This is a genomic window from Streptomyces sp. Y309, assembly GCF_056712025.1.
This window is the reverse complement of sequence record NZ_CM160048.1, coordinates 9,047,298-9,063,526: the sequence shown is the minus strand read 5'-3', so window position 1 is coordinate 9,063,526 and position 16,229 is coordinate 9,047,298. Positions and strand designations below refer to the sequence as shown.

Annotated in this window: 17 protein-coding genes; 5 read left to right on the top strand and 12 right to left on the bottom strand. The window is 72.6% G+C overall.

The genetic code is table 11. The annotated features are described in order from the left end of the window. Window positions 1-164: 164 nt before the first annotated feature. Window positions 165-2,732 carry a LuxR C-terminal-related transcriptional regulator gene (locus AC0KTA_RS38100; RefSeq protein WP_481052765.1) on the bottom strand — a complete coding sequence of 856 codons (2,568 nt, stop codon included), beginning with the start codon at window positions 2,730-2,732 and terminating at the stop codon, window positions 165-167. 484 nt (window positions 2,733-3,216) lie between these two features. After that, on the bottom strand, window positions 3,217-4,503 hold the full coding sequence (locus AC0KTA_RS38095; protein WP_481052764.1) for an MFS transporter: 1,287 nt from the start codon (window positions 4,501-4,503) through the stop codon (window positions 3,217-3,219). Between the two features lie 55 nt (window positions 4,504-4,558). Here AC0KTA_RS38095 and AC0KTA_RS38090 point away from each other — a divergent pair, with 55 nt between their 5' ends. After that, entirely contained in the window at window positions 4,559-5,548 is a 990-nt protein-coding gene (locus AC0KTA_RS38090) for an ArsR/SmtB family transcription factor (RefSeq protein ID WP_481052763.1), read from the top strand. Window positions 5,549-5,673: 125 nt separating this feature from the next. Here the strand turns inward: AC0KTA_RS38090 and AC0KTA_RS38085 are convergent, their stop codons facing one another. Next, window positions 5,674-6,750 (bottom strand): helix-turn-helix transcriptional regulator, encoded by a 1,077-nt coding sequence (locus tag AC0KTA_RS38085; RefSeq protein WP_481052762.1) that lies wholly within the window; start codon window positions 6,748-6,750, stop codon window positions 5,674-5,676. 43 nt (window positions 6,751-6,793) lie between these two features. Beyond that, complete coding sequence (locus AC0KTA_RS38080; protein ID WP_481052761.1) at window positions 6,794-7,555, bottom strand: uracil-DNA glycosylase; 762 nt, start codon at window positions 7,553-7,555, stop codon at window positions 6,794-6,796. Window positions 7,556-7,682: 127 nt separating this feature from the next. Here AC0KTA_RS38080 and AC0KTA_RS38075 point away from each other — a divergent pair, with 127 nt between their 5' ends. Beyond that, complete coding sequence (locus AC0KTA_RS38075) at window positions 7,683-8,876, top strand: glutamate--cysteine ligase (protein WP_481052760.1); 1,194 nt, start codon at window positions 7,683-7,685, stop codon at window positions 8,874-8,876. Between the two features lie 44 nt (window positions 8,877-8,920). Here the strand turns inward: AC0KTA_RS38075 and AC0KTA_RS38070 are convergent, their stop codons facing one another. The 3 genes from AC0KTA_RS38070 to AC0KTA_RS38060 are packed head-to-tail and all read right to left on the bottom strand — an operon-like array spanning window position 8,921 to window position 10,855. Beyond that, window positions 8,921-9,982, bottom strand: a complete 1,062-nt coding sequence (locus tag AC0KTA_RS38070) for a methyltransferase (protein WP_481052759.1) — start codon at window positions 9,980-9,982, stop codon at window positions 8,921-8,923. A 53-nt stretch (window positions 9,983-10,035) separates the two neighbouring features. Beyond that, complete coding sequence (locus AC0KTA_RS38065) at window positions 10,036-10,422, bottom strand: helix-turn-helix domain-containing protein (protein ID WP_481052758.1); 387 nt, start codon at window positions 10,420-10,422, stop codon at window positions 10,036-10,038. Then, window positions 10,412-10,855, bottom strand: coding sequence for a hypothetical protein (locus tag AC0KTA_RS38060; RefSeq protein WP_481052757.1), 444 nt, complete (start codon window positions 10,853-10,855; stop codon window positions 10,412-10,414). The genes AC0KTA_RS38065 and AC0KTA_RS38060 overlap by 11 nt, the downstream gene beginning before the upstream one ends. A 111-nt stretch (window positions 10,856-10,966) precedes the next feature. On the opposite strand from AC0KTA_RS38060, the gene cpt reads away from it, so the two are divergent. Together cpt and AC0KTA_RS38050 are read left to right on the top strand one after the other, a co-directional pair. After that, complete coding sequence (gene cpt, locus AC0KTA_RS38055; RefSeq protein ID WP_481056701.1) at window positions 10,967-11,488, top strand: chloramphenicol phosphotransferase CPT; 522 nt, start codon at window positions 10,967-10,969, stop codon at window positions 11,486-11,488. A 380-nt stretch (window positions 11,489-11,868) separates the two neighbouring features. After that, entirely contained in the window at window positions 11,869-12,393 is a 525-nt protein-coding gene (locus tag AC0KTA_RS38050; protein ID WP_481052756.1) for a GtrA domain-containing protein, read from the top strand. Between the two features lie 66 nt (window positions 12,394-12,459). Here AC0KTA_RS38050 and AC0KTA_RS38045 read toward each other — a convergent pair whose 3' ends face one another. The 5 genes from AC0KTA_RS38045 to AC0KTA_RS38025 all read right to left on the bottom strand — a co-directional run bounded on the left by AC0KTA_RS38045 (window position 12,460) and on the right by AC0KTA_RS38025 (window position 15,566). Beyond that, entirely contained in the window at window positions 12,460-13,503 is a 1,044-nt protein-coding gene (locus AC0KTA_RS38045) for an RICIN domain-containing protein (RefSeq protein ID WP_481052755.1), read from the bottom strand. A 27-nt stretch (window positions 13,504-13,530) separates the two neighbouring features. Continuing rightward, a complete protein-coding gene (locus tag AC0KTA_RS38040) occupies window positions 13,531-13,869 on the bottom strand; it encodes a peptidoglycan-binding domain-containing protein (RefSeq protein ID WP_481052754.1) in 339 nt (112 codons plus the stop codon). A 36-nt stretch (window positions 13,870-13,905) separates the two neighbouring features. Continuing rightward, window positions 13,906-14,385: a hypothetical protein gene (locus tag AC0KTA_RS38035; protein WP_481052753.1), complete on the bottom strand. Its 480-nt coding sequence runs from the start codon at window positions 14,383-14,385 to the stop codon at window positions 13,906-13,908. Next, window positions 14,382-14,825, bottom strand: coding sequence for a hypothetical protein (locus AC0KTA_RS38030; protein WP_481052752.1), 444 nt, complete (start codon window positions 14,823-14,825; stop codon window positions 14,382-14,384). Before AC0KTA_RS38030 ends, AC0KTA_RS38035 begins: the two co-directional genes overlap by 4 nt. Window positions 14,826-14,984: 159 nt before the next feature. Beyond that, complete coding sequence (locus AC0KTA_RS38025) at window positions 14,985-15,566, bottom strand: TetR/AcrR family transcriptional regulator (protein WP_481052751.1); 582 nt, start codon at window positions 15,564-15,566, stop codon at window positions 14,985-14,987. 188 nt (window positions 15,567-15,754) lie between these two features. Here AC0KTA_RS38025 and AC0KTA_RS38020 point away from each other — a divergent pair, with 188 nt between their 5' ends. Continuing rightward, complete coding sequence (locus AC0KTA_RS38020; RefSeq protein ID WP_481052750.1) at window positions 15,755-16,213, top strand: nuclear transport factor 2 family protein; 459 nt, start codon at window positions 15,755-15,757, stop codon at window positions 16,211-16,213. The last annotated feature ends 16 nt before the right edge of the window (window positions 16,214-16,229 follow it).

The following is a 16,229-nucleotide window of genomic DNA, read 5'->3' as shown; positions in this document are numbered from 1 at the left end:
CGCACCGGTTCTCCACGGTGCGCGACGCCGACCTCATCGTGGTCCTGGACGGCGGCAGGATCATCGAAAAGGGCACGCACACCGAGCTGTTCGCCCGGGGCGGCCGCTACGCGGACATGTACGCGCTCCACGCGGCGGCCTACACCACCGGTCCCGCCGTCCGCTCAGCTCCGGCCGAGAACGGCCGGAAGGTCGCGCCGGGAGTGCACGCCGAGCTTGCGGTAGATGCGGGCGAGGTGGCTCTCCACCGTCCGCACGGACAGGGCGAGCCGGTCGGAGATGGCGCGGTCGGACAGGCCTCCGGCGGCCAGTGAGGCGATCTCCACCTCCCGGGCGGTGAGCGCCTCGGACGCGGCCGCCACCGGGGCGACACCGAGCCGCTCCCGCAGCCGCCCCACCAGCAGCACCGCTTCGCCGAGGCGGTGGCCGCCCTCCGCGCGCAGGGCGGCCACCGCCGATTCGGCGAGCCGCCAGGCCTGCGCGCCCATGCCGAGGGCGTCGAGCCGGGCGGCGTGGTCGAGCAGTTCGGCACCGCACTCGCGGGACAGCGCCAGGACGGCTTCCGCTCCGGCGACGAGCCGCGGCGCGTCGACGTCACGTACGGCGGCGGCGAGCCGGTCCACGACACCGGGCGGCGGCTTGTCCGGCGCGAGCCAGGCCGCGTACGTCAAGTACTCCACCTCGACGGCCCGGCATCCGGCGTCCCGTGCCGCGTCGGCGGCGGCCCGCGCCGACGCCGACGCGGTCATCAGGTCGCCCCGCGCCGCGGCCACCGCGGCCTGTGCCCAGTGCACCTGGCCCGGCACGACGGCGACCGGGTCGGACCGGCATCCGGACAGGACGCGTTCGGCGGCGTCGGGCTCGCCCTCCTCGGCGAGACAGACGGCCAGCCGGCACGATGCCTCGGTGCGGAAGAGGCGTCGCCCGCCGGACTGCTGGCCCACCGCCTCCCGCAACAGCGCGATCGCCTCCGGCCGATGGCCGAGGACCCACTGGAGATAGCCGCCGAGCAGGGCCGACTCGGTGCCCTGCCGCTGTCCCGGCAGGCCCGGGCGGCGTTCGTCCGCGGACTCCCCGAACGCGCCCGGCGCCTGGGACACCGGCCACAGCAGCCGGAAGTCCCGGACAACGGCGGCGAGTTCGGAGAGGTGAGCGGGGCAGTCCCAGTCCGTCGGAGCGTCTTCGGCGAGCGTGACCGCCTCTTTCGTACGTCCGGTCAGCGCGCGGCAGACGGCGAGGGCCAGGCGGGCGGAGGCGACGCCCGGCCCGCGCGCCGGACGGCGCAGGACCCGCTCGGCGACTCCCATGGCCGCGCCCGTCCGGCCGCCGAAGAGCAGCACCAGGGCGTATGTGCCGTCCACTGCGGCCAGGTCGGCGGGCGCCGACACTTCGGTGCGCAGTGCGGCGAGTTCGGCGGCGGCGCGGGCCGGATCGCGGTCGGCCCAGCAGCGGTGCTCGGCGAGTGCGATCGCCAGGGGCAGCCGTGTGTCCGGCCCGGTCGCCTTGGCATGCGCCCGTTCCAGGACCTTGCGGGCCTGGGCGATGTCGCCGAGCTCGACCAGCGCACGGGCCAGCGGGACGGCGGCGGCGCCCGAGCTGTGCAGCGCGCGGCGCGCGAAGCGGCAGGCGAGTTCGGGGTCGTGCCGGCAGGTCGTCTCGGCCGCACGTGTCAACAGCTCGGTGTCGACCGGGCCGTGGGCGTCCAACTGCCAGCGGGCCCGGGTCACGTGGTCCGGTTCCGGGAGGGTGCGGCTCGCGGCCAGCAGGGCACCCGCGAGACGGCGGCGCCGCAGCAGGGGCAGCCGCTGGCGTGCCGCCGCGCCCAGCATCGGCCCGCTCAGCCGCACCATGATCTGGCCGTCGTCTTCGGTCGTGCGGACGTAGCCCCTGGCCTCCAGGCACTCCACCACGTCGGGTGCCACGGCCTCCAGGACGGGCAGCGGGAGCGGTTCGCCCAGGGCGACGGCGTCCAGGGCGTCGCGCTGCACCGGGCCGAGGCCGCGCAGCTCACGGTCGAACAGCTCGGCAAGGCGGGGCGGCACGGTCAGCGGACCGCGCCACCACCACAGGCCGCAGGCCTGCTCGAGACCGCGTGTGACCCGGGCGTGGCGGATCAGTTCGGTCACGAACAGCGGGTTCCCGCCGGTCCACTGGAACAGGAGGTCCACGGTGGCCCGCGCCGCCTCGCCGTTCACCAGCGCGCACGCAAGCCGTCCGGTGTCGGCGCGGCTGAGCGGTGTCAGGTCGAGGCGTTCCAGGTACTTGTCCTTCCACAGCGCCACCACGGCGTCCGACATCTCCAGGCCGGAGCGGGCGGCGACGACCAGGCGCAGGCTTCCCTCGGCGGCCAGGTTCAGCGCGAGGGCCGCGGACCATGCGTCGAGCCGGTGGACGTCGTCGATGACGAGCACCGGGGTGCGCTGTCCGGCGCGGCGGCTCAGTTCGCGGCGCACCAGGCCGTACGTCCGGCCGTGGTCGAGCGGCGCGTCGACGCAGAGCAGTCCGCGGAAGACGCCGAAGGGAATCCGTCCGCCCGCCTCGGTGGCCGCTGCCCAGACGACTTCGAAGCGCGCCGGGTCCAGTTGGCGCGTCACGGCGGAGAGCAGCGCCGTCTTTCCCACACCGGCGGGCCCGATGACCGCCGCGCCCCGTTTGGTCAGTACGGCCCCCAGCAATTGTTTCTGTTCCTGATCCTTGGCGACCAGCATTCCGGCACCCAGGTCGTGCGGCATTTGTTTCTCCCCCGTGCAATTCCCCCGCCCGCCTTCCGTCGCGCGGCGCGTCGGCGGCGCCGTTGCGGGTGCGCCGACAGCGCCTCGCCCTCGCGGTCCTGACGCGTGGCCATCGCGGTTCCGACGCGTGCGGACATGGCAAAGCGTGGGATTCGTCTCTCACATGGCGTGACCGGACCGGTCACGGGCGTCGCCGTCGATGCGAGTGTTCGGCACCGAAGCGATAAAGGAATCCCCCTGGCCTGAGAGATCCCCTGACAAGACCCCGCAGAACAATTCTCCCCGTCGGACTTCGACTGGGGAGGGCGACTCAGGAAGTCCCTGACAAACCTCCCGAGGAGCGCCTGACAACGTCCCATAAGATCCGGCCACACTGCTTTGCTCTCGGCCCATTTGGCCGGAACTCGACCAGGAGCGTCGGATTCCCCGTCATCGGCCTTGTCGTACGCCGCGCGCCTGCACAGGGCGGCCGAAGGAGCGCCGGTCAGGACTGCGGCGCGGCTTTCGGTGAGCCGGGGCGTGGCGGCCGCACGACCGGAGCCGGCGGCAGCTCTCGCAGCGTGCGCACCGGGGAGCACAGGACCGGCAGGAACGCGCCGGTCAGGCACACGGCTCCCACCCACACCGCCACCCGTACGCCCGCGAGCTCGCCGAGGAGTCCGCCGAGGACGGAGCCGACGGCGAGGGCGCCGGTGAGCAGGAAACGGAAGGTGGCGTTCATCCGGCCGAGGAGCGCGTCGGGGGTCAGGCGCTGACGCAGGCTGACGCCGAGGACGTTGTCCACGCCCATCTTCGTCGTGGCCGCCAGCCAGCCTGCCGTGGCCACCCACAACCAGGGCCCGCGCCCGACCAGGCCAACGGCCAGTCCCGCGGGGGCGAACCACAGTCCGGCGAGCCCCAGGGCGCGGCCGTGGCCGAAGCGGGCGGCAAGGCGTCGGGCGCAGGTGGCGCCGATCAGGATGCCCACCCCGCCGGCCGCCCAGTACAGACCAAGCACCCCGGCCGAAAGACCCAGGTCACGGGTGAACAGAACCGGCAGCATCGCGTTGATCATCTGTGCACCCAGGTTGCTGAGCGTCGCGGTGAGCGCGAGCGCGCGCAGTTCGCGGCTGCCGAAGACGTGCCGCAGCCCCTCCGCGATGTCGTCCCGCAGCCGCCGCCCGGCCGGTGCCGCGGCGCGTGCGCCCGGACTCCGCACCCCGACAAGGCCGATGGCGGAGGCGAGGTAGGCGACGGCCGCGCCGAGGATGGCCAACGGCGCCGTGAGGAGCTGCACCAGCAGGCCGCCGGCGCCCCGTCCCGCGATGTTGGCTCCGGCCATCAGGCTCACCACGGCGGTGTTGGCGGGGACCAGCCGCTCCCGGCCGACGAGTTCGGGCAGGATGCTCTGCGAGCCGACGTCGAAGAAGACCGTGGCGCAGCCGTTCAGGAGCACGACGACGTAGAGCTGCGGCAGCGACAGGGCGTCCAGGTACCAGGCGACGGGGACGGAGACGAGCAGCGCGGCCCGCGCGGCGTCGGCGGCGACCAGGATCCGGCGGCCGGGCAGCCGGTCCACCCAGGCCCCCGCGGGCAGCCCGATGAGCAGGAAGGCGACGGTCGACAGCGCGGCAAGGGCGCCTGCCTGACCGGGAGTCGCGTCGAGAACGGTGACGGCGAGCAGCGGGATCGCCACGTAGCCGACGTTGGTGCCGAGGTGGCTGAGCGCGCTCGCCGTGAAGAGCGTACGGAAACCGTGGACGCGCCACGGAGACCCGGAGTCTGGATGCATGCGCATACGGTGTGCGGCGACCTGCGGCCTCCCCTACTGATTTAGTCTCCGCTAAATGATCGAGATCGAGTTCGACCGGGAGGACCTCGCCCGTACGCGCTTCGCGCTGTCTCCGCTGTGGGAGGTGATGGCGAGCGTGCGGGTGCTGAAGGGTGCCGACGAACACGGCCTGCACCGTACGTGGACGGAGCAGGTCCGCCCGCGGCTGGCCGCCGCCCGACTCGACTTCGGCGCCCTGTTCGACCTGATCCCGGTGCCGGCCCGGTCGCCGTCGACGGGCAGCGTCCCTTCCTTTCTCTGTCCGCCGCCCGTGACTCCGCTGCCCTCGCTCGCCATGGAGTTGGCGGCGCTGCGGGCCACCCCGCCGGAACTCCTGACGACCACATCGGCGGTGCCGGAGGCGCGGATGGCCGCCCTGCGCGCCGACCCCGTCGCGCGGCTCGACGGGCTGGCCACGGTGATCGAGACGTACTGGGACCTGGCCCTCGCCCCGTACTGGCCGCGAATCCTCACCCTCCTGGAGAACGACATCCGCTACCGCGCGGGCCGCCTCGTGGACGGCGGCGCGCACCACCTGTTCACGGACCTGGATCCGCAAGTCGCCTGGGCCGACGGAACACTGCACCTGGCCCACCGCACGGCGCACGGCCCGCGCCGCCTGGACGGCCGTGGCCTGCTGCTGGTGCCGTCGGCCTTCGTGTGGCCGCGCATTTTCTCCGTACTGGGCGAGGCGTGGCAGCCGTCGCTGCGCTACCCGCCGCGGCACGTCGGCGACCTGTGGCAGTCCCGTCCCACTCCGGTCTCCGAGGCGCTCGCTGGAGTGATGGGCCGGTCGCGCGCCCTGCTCCTCGCCGAGCTCACCGCTCCCGCGTCGACGACGGAACTCGCCCGCCGCAGCGGCCTCACCCCCGGCGGCGTCTCCCAGCATCTGACCGCCCTGCGCACGGCGGGCCTGGTCGGCGCGCACCGGGCCGGGCGGCAGGTGTTGTACGCGCGTACGCGTGCGGGAGAAGCGGTGGTTGAGGCGGCAGCGGCGGGGGCGTGAGCGGCCCGGCGCCCGGAACGAGGCATAGCCCCGGCCGGATGCGGGAACAAGGCCGTAAGGCCCCGCCGCGCTCCCCCGTCGCGGCGGGGCCCCTTGATGCCCGGTGAGCGGTCGCCGTTGCCCGGTCAAGTGAGCGCGGCGAGGAGTTCCGCACGGCCGCCCGCGCCGGTCTTCCGGAAGACCGCCCTGATGTGATCGTTCACGGTGTACGTCGACACGTCCAGGTACCGGGCGATGCGCTGCGGCGCGGTTCCCTGACTGAGGTGGCCGACGACCTCACGCTCGCGGGCCGTGATGCCGTACCAGTCGCAGAAGGACGGCAGCACGTGCTCACCCGTCGCCGCGTGCACGACGACGGCGAGGTCGCCGTGCCGCTCGCCGTCCAAGGGCTGCGCCTGGCAGACGATCCAGCGGCCGTAGGCCGCGGCCGGGCCGATGAGTGTCGGGGGGCCGGTTCGCGGATCGTGCGCGGGTCGGCGTACGTACGCGGCCAGCCCCGCCAGGAACGACTCGCCGACCCAGGTCGGGTCCCGCACGCAGCCGCGGAGTTGGTCGCTCCACGCTCTGCCCTGAGGAGTGGTCGCACGGACGGTGCCGTCGGGGCCGACGATGGTCACGCCGGGCGGCAGCGTGGGCACGGCGGGGACGAGCGGGGCCCTGGTGACGTATCCGCGCAGGAACGCCACGAGCAGCGGCGCGAGCTCCGCCGTGCGCCGCGTGTCGGCCTCGCTGAAGGGCGCGGCTCCCTGGGGCCGCAGCAGGCCGAGCATGCCCCACACTCCCCGCGCGTCCCGGATCAGCAAATGCAGTTCACTGCCGACGCCGAGGTCGGCGAGCGCTGAGCGCGGGCTCGCCCCGTCCATCGTCCGGTGGCCGTCGACGTCGTCACCGTCGCCGTGGCGTGCGCCCCGGAGGATCCCGGCGGGGACCGCGCGCCGGGCGAGCGACCGCGGCGGGTACGGGTCGTTTCCTGTGTAGAAGCGGCGGACCAGGGCCCGGCCGATGTCGGGCTCGACGCCGTGCCAGAAGGTGAAGGAGGGGATGCCGAAACCCGCCGTGGGGCTGGTGGCGATCAGCCCCGCCGCGTCGTGCGGCACGACGGACGCGACCGCGCGAGAGATCACTTCGCCCAACTCGTCGGCGGCCGCGCCGAGTTCCACCGCCGCGAGCAAGTCCCGCCCGAGCCGTTCCCGTACGCTCACGCGGCCAGTGTGCTCGGTGCGCCCGGCGGGCGACAACCTCGCCTCAGGCGGCCTTCGAGGCGTCGTACGGCGGAATGCCCGCCTCGCCCGCCGCTTCCCGCAGGACGTCCTTGAGCATGTCCGGGGTCAACCGGCCGGTGAACGTGTTGCGTTGGCTGACGTGGAAGCAGCCGTACAGGGTGACCGGGCCCGGACCCGGTCCACCGGCGGCTGCTGCGGCAGCGGGTGGGGCCGCACGCTCCAGCGTCACCCGCGCCCCGTGCGCGAACACCGGCCGCGGCCTCGGCACCCGCCACCCCGCGGCAGCGAACGCCGGCAACGCCGCCTGCCAGCCGAATGCCCCCAGCACCACCGCCGCCCGCAGCCGGGGTCCCAGCAGTTCCAGCTCCCGCACGAGCCACGGCCTGCACGTGTCCCGCTCCTCCGGCGTCGGCTTGTTCTCCGGCGGGGCGCAGTGCACCGGCGAGGTCACCCGTACCCCGCGCAGCGCCAGGCCGTCGTCCAGGGACACGGACACCGGGCTCGACGCAAGGCCGAGCTCGTACAGCGCGCCGTACAGGACGTCTCCGGAACGATCACCCGTGAACATCCGGCCCGTCCTGTTGCCCCCGTGGGCCGCCGGTGCGAGCCCGATGACGACCAGCGAGGCATCCGCCGGCCCGAACCCCGGCACCGGCCGAGCCCAGTACGTCCAGTCCGCGTACGCGGTCCGCTTGACCCGGCCGACCTCCTCCCGCCACGCGACCAACCGCGGGCAGGCGGTACAGCCGGCGATACGTGCGTCCAACTCGGCCAGCGGATCCATGCCGTCCACGCTAGGCGGCCCGGGAGTCTCCCGCTGTCCCAAAGCCACCGGCCGCGCCCCGCGGGGGTACCGGCCGCCAGGGCGGGCACCCGCCCTCCGGGGCCGGAAAGGAGAGAGGCGGCGTCATTTGCGTACCGTCGGAGTCGAGGAGGAACTTCTCCTGGTCGACCGTGAGAGCGGGGAGCCGCGGGCCCTCTCCTCGGCGGTGCTGGCACGCGCCGCCAGGGACGCCGCCGAGAGCCCGGGGGCCGCTCCCGGCCTCGCCCCCGGCTCCGGCTCCGACTCCAGCTCCGGCTCCGGCTCCGGCTCCGAAGGCCGTCCTTCCCTCTATCGAGACGCCGAGGACGAAACCTTCGAGAAGGAACTGCAGGGCCAGCAGATCGAATTCGCCACCCAGCCGCACGCGGACATGGACGGTCTCGCCGCCGACATCGTCCGCTGGCGGGCGGAGGCGGCGCTGTACGCCGGCGACGTGGGCGCCTCGGTCGCCGCGCTCGCCACCTCCCCCCTGCCCGCAAGGCCGTCGGTCAACGTGGGCAGCCGCTATCAGTGGATGGAGGAGCAGTTCGGGCTGACCACCCAGGAGCAGCTGACGTGCGGCTGCCACGTCCACGTCGCGGTCGAGTCGGACGAGGAGGGCGTGGCCGTCGTGGACCGGATCCGCCCGTGGCTGGCGGTCCTGGTCGCGCTGAGTTCCAACTCACCCTTCTGGCAGGGCAGGGACAGCCATTACTCCAGCTACCGCAGCAGGGTGTGGGGCCGCTGGCCCATGGCGGGCCCCACCGAGATCTTCGGTTCCGCCGCCCGGTACGAGGAGCAGGTCGGCGCCATGGTCGCCAGCGGTGTGCTGCGCGACCTGGGCATGGTCTACTTCGACGCGCGGCTCTCCCACCGCTACCCCACCGTCGAGATCCGCGTCGCGGACGTCTGCCTCGAAGCCACCACGACCGTCCTCGTCGCCGCGCTCGCGCGCGCACTGGTCGAGACGGCCGCGCAGGAGTGGCGTGCGGGAACCCCACCGCTCGGGCACGGTGTCAGCCTGCTGCGGCTGGCCGCGTGGCGTGCGGCGCGCTCCGGCCTCGAAGACACCTTGTTGCATCCCTTGACCATGCGGCCCGCCGCGAGCGCGGAGGTCGTGGGTGCCCTGCTGGACCACGTGGCCGACGCGCTCGCCGCCGACGGTGACCTCCGTCCGGCGCGTGAGCGCGCGGCGTGGCTGCTGGAGCGCGGCACCGGCGCCCGCGTCCAGCGCGAGTTGCTCGACCGGACCGGGAGCCTCTGCGCCGTGGTCGCGGAGTGCGCGCGCCGCACCCAGGCATGACACCGCTCGGGCCCCGGGCCTCCGGGCCTCCGGGCCCTGGACGGCTACTCGGCGATCGCTGCTTCGATGGCGAAGAACGGCTCGGCCCCCGGCAGCGGCGTCACCGACGTGACCGTCAGCCCCGCCCGGCGGCACACCTCCTCGAACTCCGCCCGGGTACGCTCCCTGCCGCCCACGTTCACGAGCATGTTGAGGTCGCTCAGGTAGGTGAGCCCGGCGGTCTCGGGGGCGACGACTTCGGGCAGCACGGGCTCGACGATCAGGACGCGGCCGCCGGGCGGCAGCGCCGCGCGGCAGTGGCTCAGGATCGTGACGACCTGCTCGTCCGACCAGTCGTGGACGATGCTCTTCATCATGTGCAGATCGGCGCCCCGGGCTCCGTCGGGCACCGAGCGGAAGAAGTCCCCCGGGACGAGGGAGCAGCGATCCGTGAGCCCGTCCCGGCGCAGCGTCTCGGGAGCCTGGGCGAGACCCTCCTCGGTGTCGTACACGACGCCGGTGAGGGCCGGATACTCCCGCAGTACGGCGCTGAGCAGCGTGCCGTCGCCGCCGCCGACGTCCATCACCGTGGTGAACCGCCCGAAGTCCACGGCCCCGGGCAGCACCGCGGCCGTCTCCCGGGTGGCCTGGCTCATCGCCGCGTTGAACATGGCCGACAGCTCCGGGTGCTGCTTGAGATGGCCGAAGAAGTCCGTGCCGAAGACCCGGTCGAAGGCGGTGTCTCCGCTGCGGACGCTGTCGTCCAGGTGCTCCCAGGCCCGGATGATCGCCGGCTCGGTGAACATGTGCGCGAAGGACGCCAGCGAGCCGGGCCGGCGGGAGTCGAGCAGCGCGCCGGCGGGCGTGACGGCGAAGGTGCCGGCGGCGCGTTCCTGGAGCAGGCCGAGCCCGGCCATGGCGCGCAGCAGCCGGCTCATGGGCTGAGGCGCGGCGGAGGCCTGCGCGGCCACGTCGGCGGCTCGCATCTCCTTGTCGCCGATGAGCTCGACCACCCGCAGCCGCAGTGCCGCGCGCAGTGTCTGTGCGGCCATGCTCCCGAAGGCGAGCTGGGCAATCACGCCTACGTCGGCGGGACTTGCCGCGGGCCGAACGTCGTCGTGCGTCACGTTTTCTCCCTTTCCACACTGTCCGTCACATCTGTACGTCTGGTCGGTGTCCGCTACGTCTGGTCGGTGTCCGCGTCGGCGGACGTCCCCATCCCCGCGAGGGCGCCGGGCGTGCACCCGGCGAAGGCGTGCACATCGCGGTGGAGATGGGACTGGTCGACGTATCCGCACGCCAGTGCCGCCTCGACGGGGTCCTCGCCCGCGCACAGCCGCTGGGCCGCGCAGTGGAAGCGCACGAGCATCGCCGCGCGCTTGGGCGTGAGACCGATCTGGGCGGTGAACCTGCCCCACAGCCGCTTGCGGCTCCACCCGCACGCCGCGGCCAGCTCACCGACGCGTACCCGCCCCCGCCGGGCGACGATCCGCGACCAGCAGGCGGCCACCTCCGCGTCCACCGACGGCGCCCGCGCCTCCTGCTCGACCAGAAAGTCATCGATCAACGCGAACCGCTCCGGCCAGGCCCCCCGCGCCCGCGAGCCGCTCACTCAGCCGCCGCCCGCGCCCTCCCCATAGGTCCTCCAGACCGATCACGGCACTGTGCACATCCACGGGTGCGGCGTCCAGCAGCCGGTAGGCGGCCAGCGGCGACAGCTTCAACTCGACGCACGCGAACCGCCGCCCCCGGACCCGCGTCGGCCCGGGAGCGGGCCCGGCGACGAGGCTGCCCAGGGCCTGCCGTCCCGCGCCGCCGTCGACGGCCAACTCGGCGTCCCCGAGGCCGAGTACGACGGTCACGAACGGCTGCGGCAGCACCTGCATGTCCAGGCGCTCCCCGGGAGGACACCGGAACCCGGCCACCTGAACACCGGCCGCCCCCAGGCCGTCGACCGGCCGCACGATGGCCCAGCCGTCATCGAGGTCGTAGCTGTACATGCCCCCACCCTGGCCGGTCCGGGCAGAACCTGTCTTGGACGAATGTTCCTTACCGAAATCCGCTTCGTCGCTGTGTGGCCGACGCCCTATCGTGGCGCGGTGACGACTCAGATGATCATTCTCAACGGTGGTTCCAGCTCGGGGAAGTCCGGGATCGTACGGTGCCTCCAGGCCGTACTGCCGGACCCTTGGCTGGCGTTCGGGTGCGACTCGTTCGTCGACGCGCTGCCCGCGAGGATGCGGGCGTCGGACGGCGGCATCACGTTCGACGCGGACGGCGGGGTGAGCGTCGGGGCGGACTTCCGGGCGCTGGAGGCGGCCTGGACGGAGGGCATCGTGGCGATGGGCCGGGCGGGCGCCAGGGTCATCATCGATGACGTGTTCCTCGGCGGGGCGGCGTCCCAGCAGCGGTGGCAGAAGGCTCTTGGCGAACTGCCCGTGCTGTGGGTCGGCGTCCGGTGCGAGAGCGCGGTCGCCGCCGGTCGCGAGGTCTCCCGGGGAGACCGGGTTCAGGGCATGGCCGCGGCGCAGGCAGAGGTGGTGCACGAGGGCGTGGTCTACGACCTGGAGGTGGACACGACGCGCACCGAATCCCTGGTGTGTGCGCGAACCATTGCCGCCCGCGTGAACTGACCGGATCCGCACCGGGGTCATCCAGGACGGAAGCGTTATCTAGGACGGAATCTGTCCTAATCGCGGCCTAGCGTGCTCACCATGTTCAGGTCCCCGCTCCAGGAGGCAGCCAGATGCCCCCAGCCGACCGCTGCCACGGCATGGCCCACGCCGCCCACGCGTACCGAAAGTCCCCGCGTCGAGAGCTGCACCAGGTCGCTGACCTGCGCATGCACGACAACCCCCACTCCGTGACGCCACCGGCGACACCAGTGGTGCCACATATGGCTCGCCATGGCACCACTCATGTGCCATGATGGCAGCATGCACAGCGCGCCCTACGGCCTCACAGGCCGCGGGGCGCGGGTTTCGCGGAGTGACCATTCAAAAAGGGGCGGATCATGGAGACAGCACAGAGCCAGGAGCAGGCGGCGCCCGGCGCCTTCACCGCCTTCGCCCGCTTCGTGCTCTGCGGCGGCGGGGTGGGGCTCGCCTCCAGCTTCGCCGTGGCGGCCCTGGCCTCCTGGATTCCCTGGGTCCTGGCCAACGCCCTGATCACCGTGGTCTCCACGCTCCTCGCCACCGAGCTGCACGCCCGCTTCACCTTCGGCGCGGGCGGGCGCGCGACCTGGCGCCAGCACACGCAGTCAGCCGGGTCCGCGGCGGCCGCGTACGTGGTGACCTGCGTGGCGATGCTGGTCCTGCAGCAGCTGGTGGCGTCGCCGGGTGCGGTGCTCGAGCAGGTGGTCTACCTGTCCGCCTCCGCGCTCGCCGGTGTCGGGCGGTTCGTGGTGCTGCGCCTCGTCGTCTTCGCGCGGAACCGCTCGCAGGCCGCGGTCACCGTCCGCACCGCCCGTCCCGTGCACGCGACCGTGGCCCGCGCCTCGGCCCCGGCCGACCCCGCGGCGCTCTGCCACGCCGCCTGACCGTTCCGTACCGGTCGTGGTTGATGTCCGTACCGGTCATCGTTCACGTCCCGTACCGCTCGTGGTTCACGCCGACGGCGAAGCCAGCATGCGCCACACCTGGTCCGTGTGCGACGTACGGTCCCACTGTTCCGCCTGAGCCGCTTCGTCCTTGCTCTGGCCCCGGATGCCGAGGTACTTCCCGCTCCGGAGATTGGCGAGCGTGTAGGTGCTGTTCTCCGTCGGCCCTTCTCGTGTCATCGCCCACGTGTGGAACTTGTAGCCGTCGCAGGAGAATTGATTGGCGTTGGCGCCGTTGTCCAGGCTTCCGTTGCTGATGGCCAGGCACCTGCCGCTGTTCTCGTTGACCACGGCGACCTTGCTGTCGCCCAACTCGACGACCTGCCAGCGCTGGTCGGCGCTGCCCGCGCAGGTGCGCTGGATCGCCCTGGCTCCGTCCGCCCCGCTCTGGTCGAGGATGCTCAGGCACTTGCCGCTGTTGGTGTTGACGAGGGTGGTGCCCCATTGCCGGGGCGGTTGCTGCTGGGCGAAGAGCGAACCGGGCTGCTGGTTGCAGTCCCACTGCCGCAGCGCCGCGCCGTCGGCGGTGGAGGACTCGGTCACCTCCAGGCACTTGGGCTGGGCGGAGGTCAGGGTCTGGAAGCCGACGCCGTCACCGATGGGCACGATCCGGAAGCTGACGGCGGGACCGCTGCCACACTCCGCCAGCCGAACCGCGGCCCCGGCGGCGGGGCTGGCGTTCTCCACGCCGACACAGGTGCCACTCACCGCGCTGACGATGTTGACCGCGCCGTTGCCCGCGCCCGAGGTCTGGAGGTACCAGCGGGCGGCCGGCTTGCCGAAGCAGCGCCCCTGCCGGACCGGCTGGCCGAGGGCGGACGTGGGAGTCTCCATGCACAGCTTGCTGTGGGTGTTGACGATGTTCACCACCTGCGCCGGAGAGAACGCGGGAGAGAAGTCCGACGTGCGGACCGGAGCGGCGGCGTGCGCAGGCACGCCGAGGGCCGCGGCGAACGCGGCACACATCAGGGCCACGACGATGCCGAGAGCCCCCTTCCGCGACAGCCACGTCGTTCTTCGCCGGTGACAGGCCCTGGCCTGGGTATTCATCCGAGAACGCTCCCTGTGGTCGGTGTGCTACGGGTGGAGGGCAGTCCACGTCGCCGCGTCGACGACTCCGGTGGTCGGCAGGCCGAACTGCTGCTGCAGATGCTTGACGGAGGCCTCGGTGATGGTCTCGAAGGAACCGGTCACCGGGACGGTCTGATAGCGGTACACCTCGGCGAGAATGCACTGGAGGTGGCGCACCGCCTCGCCGGAGTCCCCCGCCTTCAGCGTGGGATGGCCTCCCAGGTACATGCACAGGCGCCACTCGGTCGCCGCCTTGGCGGACGGGGCCGTGGTGTGCGCGTAGGACGCCGTCGGCGCGGCGACCAGTACGGCGGCGCCGAGCAGCACCGCGAGTTTATGAGGCATGACAACTCTCCGTCCCTGGAACCGGTCTTCGGGGATCTAGAACCACGGGCACCGGGGCAGGCCCGGGAAGGGATGCGGTGTTCCCGTCGGCAGTTGCACGACTTCCGCGGGGACATTGCCCCACCCCTTGATCCTGGGAAGCGAGCCCACCTGATCGCCTTGGGTGTAGTACCAGGTCTTGTTTCCCTTGGTGTCCTCGGGACCGGTGGTGAAGCAGGTGAACCACGACGGCGACAACTTCAGCCAGCCGCTGATCGGCGAGGCGAAGTCGGCCCGGGCGTACACGTCCGAGGGGAGGTTGTCGCAGTACAGCGCCTTGGTGAACACATTGCCGATGGCGTCCCGCAGTTGGATGCCCTCGCGGAGTTCGCATGTCCCCGCGCTCTCGGCCGCCTGCGCGGGAGCGGCAAGACCGGCCCCGAGGGCCAGAACGCCAAGTCCCGCCGCTGCGGCGGCAGTTCGCCGCCATCCGGCGCGGACGACGGGAACGCGGGCGCGCGGGGTGGCAGCGGTCATGTCCACGGGCACTGCCCCAGTCCGGGGAAGGGATGGCTCGGCGCCTTCACCGACGTCGCCGGGACATAGCCCCAGGCCTTGGCCGTCGGGGTGCTCACCACCTGGTCTCCCTGGGTGAGGTACCAGAGGTCCGTGCCGGGATAGTTGCTGCCCCGCTTCCAGCAGACGAACCAGGCGGGCGAGTAGAGCATCGTCCCGATGACCGGGCTGGTGGAGCGCGACTGGAGTCTGATGTGCCCCGGCTCCACCTCGCACAGCAGGTCACCGGTATACCGCCGGCCGGTCCAGTCGGTGTGCTGCTCGTCGGGACGCAACCGGCACTCCGCGGCATCGTCGGCCGCTGCGGCCTGCCCCGGAGCCGTCACCGCCACGGCCTGCCCCGGAGCCGTCAGCACACCGGCGAGCGCGCACAGCACGCCCGGGATCACCCGGCCACGCACCCGCCGTGCGCTGCGTCCGCTTCGTCTTCGTACGGCATCCCTGTCGGCCACGACGCCCCCAACTCCGAGAGAATTACGGACCGTTCACCGGACCACCGCGCGCTCCGGTGGGCACACTGTCGCCCGCGACCCTGACACGCGGCTGACGTCCCCCGTGGGTCAGGGCAGCTGCGCTTCTCCGGGGCCCTTCCGGCAGGCGTCGATCAGGAGCCGGGCGGCCTCCGCCGCGTGCGCCGCGGGGACCGTGCTGCGGGTGATCGCGGCGGTCACCATCGCGCCCTCGGCCAGCAGGAACACCTGGCCCCCCAGGCTGCTCGGCAGGCCCGCCCGCACCACGAGTTCCACCACGTATTCCTTGAACGCCGCCTTGTGCAACCGGACTTGGCGGGCGATCGGTTCCGACGTGGAGCCGAGTTCTCCGTACGAGTTGATCCAGGCGCAGCCGTTGAAGTCGGGTTCGGCGAACCACTCGTCGAGCCAGTCGAAGACCGCGACGACGCGCCGCTCGGGGTGCTCGTACCGCTCGACGTACTCGGCGAGACGCTGCCGCCACCGTACGTCGCGCCGCTCCAGATAGGCCTCGACGAGCCGCTCCTTGGCGGGGAAGAGCTGGTAGAGGCGCTTGAGCGAGAGGCCCGACGCGGTGCGGATGTCGTCCATGCCGACGGCCTGGATGCCCCGTTGGTAGTAGAGCCGCTCGGCCGCGTCCAACGCCCGCTCCGTGGCGACTGTGCTGTCCATCGGCCGACATCCTCCTCATTGAGCCGCGGGGCTACGGTACCTCTCCCCTCGCGGGCGGCCGGGCGGTCGCTTTGCCCCAGGGGCAAGCACACTGCCCAGGGGAACGCTCGTTCTCTAGAGTGGCCGGAGACACCCGGGAGAACGCCCGTTCCCCCGAGACGTGGTCCACGATGCGACAAGGAGCTGACATGACGTCACGTCCGCCGTTCCCCCCGTTCGACGAGGAGACGGCACTGCAGAAGGTCCAGGCCGCCGAGGACGCCTGGAACACCCGCGACCCCGAGCGCGTGGCGCTCGCGTACACCGTCGACTCGGTCTGGCGGAACCGGGACCGCTTCGTCACCGGCCGGGCCGAGATCGTGGACTTCCTGCGCGACAAGTGGTCCCGGGAGCAGGAGTACGCCCTGCGCAAGGAACTGTGGGACTTCCACGGCTCCCGGATCGCGGTGCGCTTCCAGTACGAGTGCCGCACCCCGGACGGCCAGTGGTGGCGCAGCTACGGCAACGAACTCTGGGAGTTCACCCCGGAAGGACTCATGGCCCGCCGCGAGGCCAGCATCAACGACGTCCCGATCACCGAGGCGGAGCGCCGCATCTTCGGCCCCCGGCCGGAGGCGGAGCGCGGACAGCCGCTCGCCGTCCGGTAGGGGCCCCGGGGCGGTT